Below are 13,567 nucleotides of genomic sequence, written 5' to 3'. Positions count from 1 at the left end.
CTTATTTCAAATAACATGTTTGAAATGTATTCTTGTTGCTTTACATTATTTTAACTGCAGCTATTTAATTTATCAAATTATAATTTATTTTAGTGTTGCAACGGTAACGCCAAATCCACCTTCGCTTGGCATACCACCTCTAAAGTCACTAACACTTTTATGCTTTTTCAAATGTTGTTGTACACCTTTTTGAAGTGCACCTGTACCTTTACCATGAATGATATAAACTTGTTCGTAATTACTTAAAACGGCTTGATCTAAATATTGATCTAGTTCAATTAAAGCATCCTCATAACGATAGCCTCGTAAGTCAAGTTCAGTTTTAATTGTTTGACGATTTTGACGTGTAACCATTTTCGTTGGCTTAACTTTTTCTTTTTGTTTTTTCTCTAAATCTTCAATAGGTAACTTCATTTTAATAATTCCCATTTGAACAATTGCTTCTTCATCATTGACAATTTCTAAAACTTCACCCTTTTGACCGTAAGATAATACTTTTACTTCATCACCAGCAACAATTTTATCGTATTTTTGCTTTTGTACATTTTGCTTTATAGATTTCGCTTCATAATGATCATCTAATCGTTTCTTCTTATCAATCAATTCATGTTCTTTAACATCTGCACCTTTTTGTTCACGCAATTGTCTTAAGTCTTTAATAATATCGTCAGCTTCTTTTGTTGCAGCCTTAATCTTCTGATTTGCTTTTTCTTTCGCTTCCTCTATTAGAGACTTTTCATAATTTTGGAATTGTTGATACTGCTTAGATAAATCATCATGCACTTGCTCCGCTTCTTTTACAAGACGGTCCAGTTCTAACCTCTGTGTCTCTACACGTTTGTAATTACGCTCTAATGATTCAATCATTTCATTTATTTCTTTTTCATCAGTACCAATCATCGTCTTAGCCTTATTAATAATATTCAAACTAAGACCTAACTTTTTAGAAATGTCAAAAGCATTTGAACGACCCGGCACACCCATTAATAACTTATACGTTGGACTCAAAGTATCTACATCAAATTCTACACTCGCATTCATAACGCCTTCTCGATTATAACTATATGCTTTAAGTTCAGGATAGTGCGTCGTTGCCATTACTAGAGAACCAATTTTTCTAACATGATCTAAAATGCTCATTGCTAATGCAGCACCTTCACTCGGATCTGTACCTGCACCTAATTCATCAAATAAAACTAAACTATGTTTGTCTGCATGCTTTAAAATTTCAACTATATTCGTCATATGAGATGAAAAAGTTGATAATGATTGTTCTATTGATTGTTCATCTCCGATATCGCAATATACATTTTTAAATACACTTAACTGACTACCATCAAGTGTGGGAATCAACAATCCTGATTGAGCCATAACAATAATTAAACCTAATGTTTTTAATGTTACAGTTTTACCACCTGTATTCGGTCCTGTAATAATTACCGTTTCAATATCTTCCATAAATTCGATGGTATTAGCTACAACAGTCTCACGATTTAATAATGGATGGTATGCTTTAGGTAAATATACAGTACGGTCCTCTTTAAATATCGGCTTTGTTCCTTTAATACTTCTACTATATCTCGCTTTTGCGATTAAAAAATCTAACTGACCCATGACTTGTTCTGCCACAAGTAGTGCATCTTTGTCCGCAGCCACATAACCAGTTAGTTGCGTTAAAATGCGTTCTTTTTCAATTGCTTCGTCATGACGTAATCGACTAATTTGATTATTCATTTCAACAACTGATGATGGCTCAATATACAATGTTTGTCCTGAAGCAGATTGATCATGTACAATCCCATTAAAATCTTGTCGATATTCAGCTTTGACAGGTATAACGTTTCTTTCATTCCTAACTGTTACAATAGCATCTGATAATTTTTTCTGATTTGCTTGGCTTTTAACAATACGGTCCAAATTTTGTCTAATACGTTGATTCGTGCTAGAAATTTTACTTCTAATCCCTTGCAATTCATAACTCGCATTATCATATAAATCATACGTATCGCATGTTTCATTTATTTGTTGAAAAAGATCAGTTAACACAGGTAATTGATTCATCTTGTCATCTAATATTGGGTATTTAACACCTTCATCTTCTTCAACCAATTGATTATAAAATGTCTTGAATTGATTTTGTACTTGAATTAATCTTTTTATCAAGTTAAGCTCTGATACATTTAAAACGCCGCCAATATCAGCGCGATGAATGAATGCTGATACTTTAGATAAGCCACTCAAGCTTGGTAAACGATGCTTATTATAGATTTGAGCAATCTCATCCGTTTCTTCCATTTGAAAAACAACCGTTTCAAAATTAGTAGCTGGCATCATTTGATTGACCTTTTCCAAGCCTAAGTCACTAATAGTTTCATTGGCAACGAGTGATTTTATTTTTTCAAATTCTAAGACGTCTAATGTTTTTTGTCTCATAAAATCCCTCTATTTCTTAAGTTTTGTATTATTTTCAATAAAGTCTTTAAAAGCTTCACGCGATAATGCGTTAATCACTCTATCTTTTGTTACAAATCCTTTTTGCGCAGTTGCTACGCCATAATTCATAAAATCTAAATGATTTGTATGATGCGCATCAGTGTTAATAGTTAATTTCACATTTGGATATTTACGAACGATATCAGCGCTCAGATCCAGTCGATGTGGATTGGCATTAATTTCTAATACTGTATTCGTTTCTTCAGCTAATGCCATTAATTGTTCAATATTCGGTTTATAACCATCTCTTCTACCTATAATACGCCCTGTTGGATGCGCTATATGTCGCACGTATGGATTGCGACATGCATTAGCTAATCGTTCCATAATTTGTTCTTCTGATTGGTTAAAGCTTTGATGAATAGCTCCAATTACATAATCAAGTTGTGCTAAAATTTCATCATCATAATCCAGCGAGCCATCAGGTAATATATCCATTTCTGTACCTGAATAAATATCAATTTCACTATATTCTTTATCTAAAGCCTTAATTTCTTCGTTTTGTCTTAAAAGTCTTTCTACTTGTAAGCCATTAGCAACACGTAAACTTTGTGAATGATCAGTAATTACCATGAATTTATAACCTTTTGCGATATTTGCTTCTACCATGTCTCGAATAGAAAACGCACCATCACTATACGTTGTATGCATATGAATATCACCATTAATATCATCTATTGTAATGATATTACTTAGATCTTTATCAAATTCGCTACCATCTTCTCGCATAGCAGGTGGTATAAAATTCACATTAAAATGTTCATATATCTTGGCTTCACTATCATATTGAATTAATGTACCATCAGCTTGTTCAATTCCATATTCACTTACTTTTTCATCACGTGCTTTAGCAAGTTGTCGAATTCTTATATTATGTTCTTTTGACCCAGTAAAATGCTGCAATGTATGATAAAAAGCACTTGGTTCAATTAATCGAAAATCGACACCAATCGTTTCATCATCATACGCTAATTCTAATGAAACTTTTGTGTTCCCCACTGCAACTTCTTTTACTTTATTGGGAATATTTAATAATTGCTGCTGCACTGCTTTTGGGTTATCGGTACTTATTATGAAATCTAAATCTTTGCTCATTTCTTTAAAACGACGGAAGCTTCCTGCAGATGAATATTGATCGATATAATTTAATGTATCTATATAATCAATGATTTCTTGATTAAGTCTTCTCATTTGATCAATTGGATATCTATCTTTCTTAGCACCAAGTTGTTTCACAGCTTCTAATATGTTTTGTTCCGTTTTCTTAGCAAATCCGCTTAATTCACTAACTTTTCCATTTTCACAAGCAACTTGAAGTGACGCTTTATCAACAATATTCAACTCTTTATATAGCTTAGCAATTTTCTTGCTTCCAAGTCCTTGAATTTTCAAAAGTGGAATAAGACCTTCCGGAACTTCTTCCTGTAATTGCTGTAAATACTGAGATTCACCGGTCTCACGGTAATCATTGATTACTTCTGCAACACCTTTACCAATGCCTTTTAACTCCGTTACATCAGATATTTCATCTAATGGTCGTTCATCTAATTCAAGACTTTGAGCTGCTTTTCGATACGCTGATATTTTAAAAGTATTTTCCCCTTTTAATTCCATATAAGTAGCAATTTGTTCTAATAGTTTGATAACATCTTTTTTTGTCATAATAACACTCCATAAAAAGAAGACCAGGACGTATCATTAATATATACCTTTGTCCTGACCTCTTATGATAATTTATAAATTAATGGTGAAAGCCGATAAATATGGGATGTGAAAAATCAATGAATGACTCACAATAGATATTTTAAGCTGATGTTGTAATGCTTCGTTAGGATATAATGCCAATAGATATAACGTAAAGTGTAAGACAATTATCGTCATAAACACACCAACTATCATTCCCATTGCACGACTGAAAATATGAATGTTTTGATACGCTATTATTTTATCAAAAGTTACGATAATTAGATATAAAATGAACTTACAAAACAATGTAATCATTAAAAAAGCTACAATCGCTTCAAATCGATTTTGTAGATGATTAAAATGAAACGCAAAAGTTGTATTAAATGCTGTTGTTTTAGGATATGGAATAAATACAATTAATCTTTCTACAATAGATTTGTAAAATTGACTGGCAATCCACAATGATACAATCGTTGCACTCAAATGTATCATAGATAACCAAAAACCTCGTCTGAATCCAACGATGACAAAATACACAAAGAAAATGATTATGATAAAATCAATGACCATTTATTGCTCACGCTGCTGCAATTTGTGAATTTGTTGTTTCAAACGTCGATTTTCTTCTTCTAGTAGTACTTTTTCATGCATAATATTCACAGCAGTTAGTATTGCTTTTCTTGAAGTATCTAAACCTGCTGCTTTATACCCTAATTCTTTTATTTTATCATCAACTAAATGTGCTACATATCGTATGTGCTCTGGGTTATCTTCCCCAACAATTGTAAAAAGCTGATCATTAATTGATACATTTACCTTGTTTTTAAACTGTGTCATTTATAATTTCTCCTGATCCTTTTTTTAAAATCTAAATTCACGTTATAAAATATGACTGGATAGTTTGTCTGAATTTGATACTAATATTGTTATATTGCAATTATGATAAAACAACAACACAATCTCTATAGATGACTTAATGTTCTTTTTATAATGAAATAATGTAAAGAATTTTCTATTCAATACTTTATCATGTTTAAATTGTGTCACTATAACATTTTCATAAACATTATACATGACCACTATGTATTTTGTAAGTATCCGCAATTAATTCTTTACAACATACATAAATGTTTCTGACGTTATTATCATTTATGATATGATTATTTTTGCTAAAGACAATGAAATTTTATGAAAGGATTTACACAAATGGCGAATATCGTTTTTAAATTGTCGGATAAAGACATAACGACATTAATGTCACGCATTTCTTTTGATACTGAGAATTTACCTCAAGGTATGAAAGCACGTGCAAAGTATCAAAATACAACTGTAAATATTTACCAATCAGGTAAAGTCATGTTTCAAGGTAATCATGCAGAAGCTGTGTCTGAAGAACTTCTACCGCAGCATTCTCAATTGAATACTAATAAAACTAAAAAGAAAAATATGGCTAATTCTTTTCTTGAACAAACTTTAATGTATGATCAATTTAACTGTATTGGTAGTGATGAGGCTGGAAGTGGCGATTACTTTGGTCCGTTGACTGTGTGTGCTGCTTTCGTTACCAAAGAGCATGTCCCTATTTTAAAAACTTTGGGTGTAGATGATTCAAAAAAATTAACCGATACCAAAATTGTAGAACTTGCTGAGCAATTGGTTACTTTCATACCACATTCATTATTAACACTACACAATGAAAAATATAATATTCAGCAAGCAAAAGGCTGGACTCAAGTAAAAATGAAAGCTGCCCTTCATAATGAAGCCATCAAAAATGTACTTGAAAAAATTGATTCGTCTCAATTAGACTATATCGTCATTGATCAGTTCGCAAAACGCGAAGTGTATAGCCATTACGCATTATCAGATATACCACTTCCAAAGAAAACAAAATTTGAAACAAAAGGAGAATCGAAGTCATTAGCCATTGCAGTGGCAAGCATAATTTCTCGATACGCATTTGTTACATATATGGATCAAATATCAAAAAATATTAATATGACGATTCCTAAAGGTGCCGGTGCTAAAGTCGATGTAATCGCCGCCAAAATTATAAAAAAATACGGTCTTTCACGTTTAGATACCATTTCAAAAAAGCATTTTAAAAATCGTGAAAAAGCCCAAAAAATTTTAAAGCCTCTTTGATTTTTAATCATTAGAGGCTTTTATGCAGTTGTGCGAAGCATCATCTGTATTCCGCTGTTCCTCTTTGACTTTTTAAATGCATTGGAACCAAATTGGTGAACCCAAAAATAAAACCCCATGTTAGGGATATCAATCTACTTCAGATATCCTTATACATGGGGTTTAAATCATTATCTAATAACAGCACCTTGTTCAATTAATGCTGCTTCAATTTCCGCTTGTACTTTTGAAACGCGCTCATCTGTCAATGTTTCTTCTGTGTCTAAATAATTTAAACGTATTGCAATTGATTTTTTACCTTTTTCTAAATGTTCGCCCTGATATACATCAAAGACAAGTGTATCTTTTAATATATTGCCACCATGTGCATGAATCGTTGATAATAAATCAGCTGCTGGAATATTTTGATCTACTTCTAATGCAATGTCACGAGACATGCCTGGGAATCTCGGAATTGGCTGGTAATTAATGTAACCTACCGACACAGCCATTAATGCATCAAAATTCAACTCAAAAACATACGTACGTTTTAAATCATTATCAGCTGCTAATATTGGATGTAATTCACCAATAAAACCAACAACTTTATTCTCTAATAAGATTTCAGCAGTACGACCTGGATGTAATCCATCAATATCAGCACGGCGATAACTAAATTCAAGATTTAACTTTTCAGATACTCGATCCACGACACCTTTTGCTAAATAGAAATCAACCGTTTCTTTCTTACCTTGCCATTGATTGACTACATAATCTCCAGTTAAAATACCACTTAAATATTCAACTTGATCTGGTAGTTCACCTTCTCCATTAGCAAAGAAGACATTGCCGATTTCAAATAATTTTACATTTTTATTTTTGCGTGCCACATTATATGATGCCGCTTCGATTAAATGTGGTAATAAACTTTGACGTAATGACGCATGCGCTTCACTCATTGGCATCAATAAATCAATTGTTTGACGCTGTTGCATCGAAAATGCAGTAGCATCTTCTTTAGAAACTAACGAATACGTAATAGCTTGGTCTAATCCAGCACCTTCTAACACTTCTTTAACCATTCTAGTTTTATATTGGCGATCAGTTAGCTGACCACTAGTAACTTTATCGAAGACAGGTAACGTTGATGGAATATCGTCGTATCCATATATACGTGCAACTTCTTCAATTAAATCTTCTTTAATTGTAATATCTTTACGACGTGATGGTACTAGCACTGTAATAACATCATCATTTATTTCTGTATCAAACCCTAGTTGATTAAAAATAGTAACAATATCATTTTGTGACAAATCAAATCCAATAGTGCGATTAATTTTATCAGCAGTGATGTCGATTGGTGTAATAAATGCACCAAGTTCTCCTGAAGACACTCTATCTTTTAGCACTTTTCCGTTTGCATAAGTTTGTAATAAATAACATGCACGGTCGACTGCTTCATCTACAAATTCAGTAGCTATTCCTTTTTCAAAACGACTAGATGATTCACTGCGTAAATTTAAACGTCTTGATGTATGACGAATTGAAACTGGATCAAAAATAGCACCTTCAATCACTATATTTGATGTTTGTTCTTTAACTTCTGAAAAATCGCCACCCATAACACCAGCTAATGCAATTGGAGTTTGTCCATTAGTAATGACAATATCGCTCGTTAATAATTCACGTTCTGTATCATCTAATGTTGTCATTTTTTCGCCTTCATTAGCTTGACGAACAACAATTTGTTGTGAACCAATCGCATCTTGATCAAACATGTGCAATGGTTGACCGTATTCTAATAACACATAATTTGAAATGTCAACAACATTATTAATAGGACGTATACCCGCTTTTATTAAGCGTGCTTGCATCCAAATTGGCGAGGGTTCAATTGTCACGTCGTGAACAACACGTGCACTATAATATGGTACTTTATCTTCATTTTCAATTGTCACAGTCAGTTCATCATTTGCAGATAAATCAAGCTCATTTGATGTTGTCTCTGGCTTAGTCATTTTTGTATTATATAATGCTGCAACTTCATAAGCAGTACCTATCATACTTAAAGCATCTGCACGATTCGGCGTTAAATCAAATTCCATTACTTGATCATCTAAATATAAAGCTTGTAAGGCATCTGTTCCTGGAACTTGGGCTTCACTAAATACATAAATGCCTGATTCAAAACTTTTCGGTATATAGTTACTTGAAATACCAATTTCTTGTAACGAACAAATCATACCTTCTGAACGTTCACCGCGTAATTTGGCACGCTTAATTTTAATACCACCAGGCAATCTGCCACCTACTTTAGCAACAATGACATATTGTCCTGCATCAACGTTCGGTGCACCACAAACGATTTGTACAGGTTCGTCTTCTCCGATATCAACTTGGCAAACATTTAATTTATCAGCATCAGGATGTTTCTCTTTTGACTTAACGAAGCCGACAACTAAATTTTTGATATCTTTTGTGTAGTCAATTAAATCATCCACTTCAATACCTGTGCGCGTAATACGTTCTGCCAAATTACTTACAGAATCATCGATTGTTACATATTCTTTCAACCATTCATTTGATATCAACATTACATGTCACCTCTATCTTCTACCGCTTTAAATTGATCTAAAAATCTCACATCATTAGTATAGAAATGACGAATATCTTCTATACCATATTTCAACATTGCAATACGGTCTGGTCCCATACCAAATGCAAATCCAGAGTACTCTGAAGAATCAAAACCAGCCATTTCTAATACATTAGGATGTACCATTCCAGCACCTAAAATTTCAATCCATCCTGTGTGTTTACACACATTACAACCTTTTCCTTTACATTTAAAACATGACACATCAACTTCTACAGAAGGTTCAGTGAATGGGAAGTAACTTGGACGTAAACGAATTTCACGATCAGCACCAAATAATTTCTTAGCTAACAATTCTAAAGTACCTTTCAAATCACTCATTTTAACGTTTTTATCAACAACTAATCCTTCGATTTGTGTAAATTGATGACTATGTGTCGCATCATCAGAGTCACGACGATACACTTTACCAGGGCAAATAATTTTAACTGGACCTTGACCATGACGTGATTCCATCGTACGTGCCTGCACTGGTGATGTATGCGTACGTAATAAAATTTCATCCGTAATATAGAAACTATCTTGCATATCACGTGCAGGGTGTGATTTAGGTAAATTCAGCATTTCGAAGTTATAATGATCTTGTTCAACTTCATATCCATTCACAATTTCATAACCTAAACCTAAGAATAAGTCTTCAATTTCTTCTATTGTACGTGTTAATGGATGCTTTGAACCGATTTCAATATGACGACCTGGTAATGATACATCAATTGTTTCTTCAGCCAATTGCTTATTTAATTTTTCTTTAACTAACATCTGTTGTCTTTCATCTAATTCATTTTGAATTGTTTGACGCAATTCATTCACTTTTTGACCAAACGCAGGTTTATCTTCATTCGGCAAATCCTTCATCAATTTCATTAGTCCGCTAACTGACCCTTTTTTACCTAAGTATTTCACTTTAACTTCTTGCAGTGCACGTTCATCATTTGCTTCATTAATATCTACAAGCGCTTGTTGTTTTAACTCTGACATTGTTTGTTGTTCAGACATATGTCACTGACCTCCCTATTCGAACTATTCATTTTCTATTTATCATATTTGTTGTTTAACTAAAAAAAGACTTTCATCCTCTTAAAAAATAAGGGACGAAAGTCATTTCCGTGGTACCACCCAAATTTATGCCTAAGCATACACTTGTTTAATATTGATAACGGATTGTCTTTCCGACTTAAATCTCTTTAAGTAACCAAAAAGGTGAAAAGACTTTAAATAATTGGAATAACTTGCAGTCACGATTATTCTCCCTAAAACAATTATTTATATAAATGTCCATGCCTTTTTATTGGTTTATATTCAATTGTGTATGCATTCACGTAGAAATGTTCTGTTAAACAATTAATTATAATTATATCGGAAAACTTTCAACACGGTCAACCTTTCAAATGATAAAGTAAAATACTACCTGCAATCGCTACATTTAAACTTTCAGCTTTACCATAAATAGGTATGATTAAATTTTGTGTAGTATGTGCTAATAATTCAGGATTAACACCTTCTCCCTCATTACCTAATAGTAATGCAAAAGAATCACTTGAAGTAACTTCTTTGTATGCCACTGCGTTTTCAAGTGCTGTACCATAAACAGGACCATTAAATTGAGTAATAAACGTATCGAGATCTTGTGTCATAACTGGCAAATGGAAAACACTACCTTGACTCGCTCGCAACACTTTATCTTGATAAGGATCTGTCGTACCCTTCTCCATTATTACAGCATCCATTCCAGCAGCATCCGCAGTTCTAATTAATGTGCCTAAATTTCCAGGATCTTGAACACGATCGATGAGCAATACTTGTTGTGCTTTAGAAATATCATAATGCGGCTTCTCAATGATTGCGAAAAACCCTTGTGGTGTCACTGTACCTGATAAAGATTCAGCAACTTTCATGTTTATTTCAAAAACTTCTTGCGCGTATGCGATAATTTGCTGATCTAATCTTGCCGGTTCAATTGCAAATAATTGTGTAATTACAATTCCACTTTGATAAGCTTCTTCAATTAAATGCACACCTTCAATTAAAGCTAATCCAGTTTTATCCCTCTCACGTTTCTTTTTTAGCTTGTTCGCTTGTTTAATTCTATTATTTTGTGCAGAAGTAATTTGTTCCATTGATAGCTCCTCGCTTTATTTTTAAAAATAAAAATATTAATCATTAATAAGATGAAAACATTTGATTGTATAGTTAATATTAATTAATCGCTTTTATCACTCATAATATTTCAAATTGTATAAATTTCTTTTATCGATACTACTACTATAAATCATACGCCCCAAAATATCATTATTAATTCTTTTCTTCTTCAAAATAAATCAAAATGATATAATTGATGATTATTTTCAAAGCACATTCAAATCAAACTATGTTTTAGCAATTTGTTGTTAGCATGTTTGTGTTCATTAAAAAAACGACCATCATCGGTATCATGTATGGTCGTTACAAAAGCTAACAATACCAATTGTCATAACAAGTACTGCAACCTCTTTAAATTCAATTATTTCATGTAACTATAGCCTATATCATATGTAATTACTTTGTTATTTATAATCGGGCTACTTTCATCTTCATTTTTACTTCTAACATGTTTATGCGCTGCTTTAAAGACATCAGATTTTAACCAATCCGTAAAAGCTTGCTTTGATTTCCAAACTGTTAAAATTTTCACTTCATCAAAATCTTCTTGTTCTAAAGTTTGTGTAACAAACATGCCATCAAAGCCTTCTAATGTTTCAATCCCATGTCTCGTGTAAAATCGTTCTATAATATCTTTTGCTGTTCCTTTTGTTAACGTCAGCCTATTTTCTGCCATAAATTTCATAATTATCCTCTTTTCTGTTTAACTTACCTTAATTATTTTTGCGACAACAACAATTCTTTTCGTCGTTTCACTATATGCATCTTCGCACGTTGATAAAGTCATTATTCTATCTTTTACCGTTACATTAACATCTGAATTAATTACAGATTTACGTTTTGTCTCATCTAAAAATTGTTGATAATCTTGATCATTTTCAAAATCTGTACGTATGTAATTATCTTTAGTAGTAGTTTTATATGCACTAAATACTTGCAATTGATATTTACCATATTTATTGTCAAATTCAATTATCTTGTGTTTTTCATAAAACGATTGCTTTAAATAATCTTCTAACACATCAAACATCGTATTATCACCGACATGGTGCCCGTATAAAATAGTATTATGATTTAAATTCTTCAATTCATTTCTAAAATCCATAAAAATACTACCTTTACGTCGATGTTCTCGCTCAAAATCTAAATTTAAATAATCGTGATTTGTCTTACCTTGTAGTACTGGATAATTTAATGATGTTCCTGATAATTTTATCCATCCAACAATGTCTTTATTTATTTTTTCAAGTGATTCAAATTGTGGTCTCACATGTTCTTGATGTTTGCTCATCAGCATTTGAAATTTTTGTTGTAATTTCTCATAATTTGCGCGTTCTTGCTTGTCTTCAATATATGTTTGAACAATTTTGTAACCAAAAATGATAATAATTACAACCAATAAAATTTGTACAATAGTTAAAAATCGCTTCATTCTCATAAAAATCCTCTTTTATTAACGACGTTTCTTCAGTCATCACTAAACCAGTTGTTGTACCGTTTTAGATTCGATTTCGTTGACTTTGACAAATTAAGTAAATTAGCATTGGACCACCGACAATCATTAAAATAGCATTGGCTGGAATTTCTAAAGGAGGCTGTATCACTCGTCCTAATAAATCAGCCACTAACAATAGCCATGCACCAATAACTGTAGAAAACGGAATAAGTACTCTGTAATTGCCCCCAACTAGCTTTCTAACCACATGTGGCACAATAATACCTAAAAAGGCTAGTTGTCCAACAATCGCAACAGTTGCACTTGCTAAAAATACTGCTAATAAACCTGTTAACCATCTGTAACGATCAATATTAAAACCGATACTTCGCGCTTGTATGTCGTCTAAATTTAGTAAATTCAATTTAGGGGACAATAGTAATGTTAATATTAATCCCAATAATGCTGATACTGCTAATATGTATACGTCGCTCCATATTTTCATTGTTAAGCCTTGAGGAATTTTCATTAAAGGGTTTTGAGTTAAAATTTCTAAAACACCATTTAATAATACGAATAACGCAACACCTACTAATATCATACTTACAGCATTGAATCTAAATTTAGAATGCAACAATATAATTATTAAAAATGGTATTAAACCTCCAATAAAACTTAATAATGGTAAGTAAAAGTACAATTGTGGAATAAACAACATACAAAGTGCTCTCATTATAAGTGCACCTGAGGAAACGCCAATGATATTCGCCTCTGCCAAAGGATTTTGTAGTGCTGCTTGTAATAATGCTCCAGAAACTGCTAACATTGCGCCAACCATCAATGCAATTAATATACGTGGCAATCGCAAATCAATGATTGAATCCACTGCTTCATTGCTACCAGTTGTAAATTTTGTAAATAGGTCATTAAATGACAATTTAATTGTACCGGTTACAAACGAAATATAAGCAGTTGCGATTAAAATGACTAACAAACATAAAAATAGTAGTTTCTTTTTATTTTTTATCATCATA

The 13,567-nt window shown here is 32.3% G+C and carries 11 protein-coding genes and 1 pseudogene; 1 reads left to right on the top strand and 11 read right to left on the bottom strand.

Translation table 11 applies throughout. The annotated features are described in order from the left end of the window. Nucleotides 1-84: 84 nt before the first annotated feature. The 4 genes and pseudogenes from AA076_RS05660 to zapA all read right to left on the bottom strand — a co-directional run bounded on the left by AA076_RS05660 (nt 85) and on the right by zapA (nt 5,016). Complete coding sequence (locus tag AA076_RS05660) at nt 85-2,433, bottom strand: endonuclease MutS2 (protein ID WP_001249285.1); 2,349 nt, start codon at nt 2,431-2,433, stop codon at nt 85-87. Nucleotides 2,434-2,442: 9 nt separating this feature from the next. Then, nucleotides 2,443-4,155, bottom strand: a complete 1,713-nt coding sequence (gene polX / locus AA076_RS05655; protein ID WP_000161942.1) for a DNA polymerase/3'-5' exonuclease PolX — start codon at nt 4,153-4,155, stop codon at nt 2,443-2,445. 72 nt (nt 4,156-4,227) lie between these two features. Continuing rightward, nucleotides 4,228-4,749: a CvpA family protein gene (locus AA076_RS05650; protein WP_000234068.1), complete on the bottom strand. Its 522-nt coding sequence runs from the start codon at nt 4,747-4,749 to the stop codon at nt 4,228-4,230. Between the two features lie 7 nt (nt 4,750-4,756). Beyond that, nucleotides 4,757-5,016: pseudogene (gene zapA, locus AA076_RS05645) on the bottom strand (cell division protein ZapA). A 369-nt stretch (nt 5,017-5,385) separates the two neighbouring features. Here zapA and rnhC point away from each other — a divergent pair. After that, nucleotides 5,386-6,324: a ribonuclease HIII gene (gene rnhC / locus AA076_RS05640; RefSeq protein ID WP_001284258.1), complete on the top strand. Its 939-nt coding sequence runs from the start codon at nt 5,386-5,388 to the stop codon at nt 6,322-6,324. A 170-nt stretch (nt 6,325-6,494) separates the two neighbouring features. On the opposite strand, the gene pheT is transcribed toward rnhC, so the two are convergent. From pheT to isdF, 7 genes are all read right to left on the bottom strand, one after another. Beyond that, complete coding sequence (pheT, locus tag AA076_RS05635; protein WP_002871076.1) at nt 6,495-8,897, bottom strand: phenylalanine--tRNA ligase subunit beta; 2,403 nt, start codon at nt 8,895-8,897, stop codon at nt 6,495-6,497. Then, nucleotides 8,897-9,955 (bottom strand): phenylalanine--tRNA ligase subunit alpha, encoded by a 1,059-nt coding sequence (gene pheS, locus AA076_RS05630; RefSeq protein ID WP_000003559.1) that lies wholly within the window; start codon nt 9,953-9,955, stop codon nt 8,897-8,899. The genes pheT and pheS overlap by 1 nt, the downstream gene beginning before the upstream one ends. A gap of 380 nt (nt 9,956-10,335) precedes the next feature. Continuing rightward, nucleotides 10,336-11,076 carry a TrmH family RNA methyltransferase gene (locus AA076_RS05625; protein WP_000435374.1) on the bottom strand — a complete coding sequence of 247 codons (741 nt, stop codon included), beginning with the start codon at nt 11,074-11,076 and terminating at the stop codon, nt 10,336-10,338. 239 nt (nt 11,077-11,315) lie between these two features. Then, a complete protein-coding gene (locus tag AA076_RS14790; RefSeq protein WP_001788617.1) occupies nt 11,316-11,423 on the bottom strand; it encodes a hypothetical protein in 108 nt (35 codons plus the stop codon). 36 nt (nt 11,424-11,459) lie between these two features. After that, entirely contained in the window at nt 11,460-11,783 is a 324-nt protein-coding gene (gene isdG / locus AA076_RS05615) for a staphylobilin-forming heme oxygenase IsdG (RefSeq protein WP_000670950.1), read from the bottom strand. 18 nt (nt 11,784-11,801) lie between these two features. Further along, entirely contained in the window at nt 11,802-12,536 is a 735-nt protein-coding gene (gene srtB, locus AA076_RS05610) for a class B sortase (RefSeq protein ID WP_001242429.1), read from the bottom strand. A 61-nt stretch (nt 12,537-12,597) separates the two neighbouring features. Further along, on the bottom strand, nt 12,598-13,563 hold the full coding sequence (gene isdF / locus AA076_RS05605) for a hemin ABC transporter permease protein IsdF (protein WP_000594530.1): 966 nt from the start codon (nt 13,561-13,563) through the stop codon (nt 12,598-12,600). Nucleotides 13,564-13,567: the final 4 nt, after the last annotated feature.

The sequence above is a fragment of the Staphylococcus aureus genome, from assembly GCF_001027105.1.
Lineage (GTDB): Bacteria > Bacillota > Bacilli > Staphylococcales > Staphylococcaceae > Staphylococcus > Staphylococcus aureus.
This window is presented reverse-complemented; position numbering and strand designations above follow the sequence as displayed.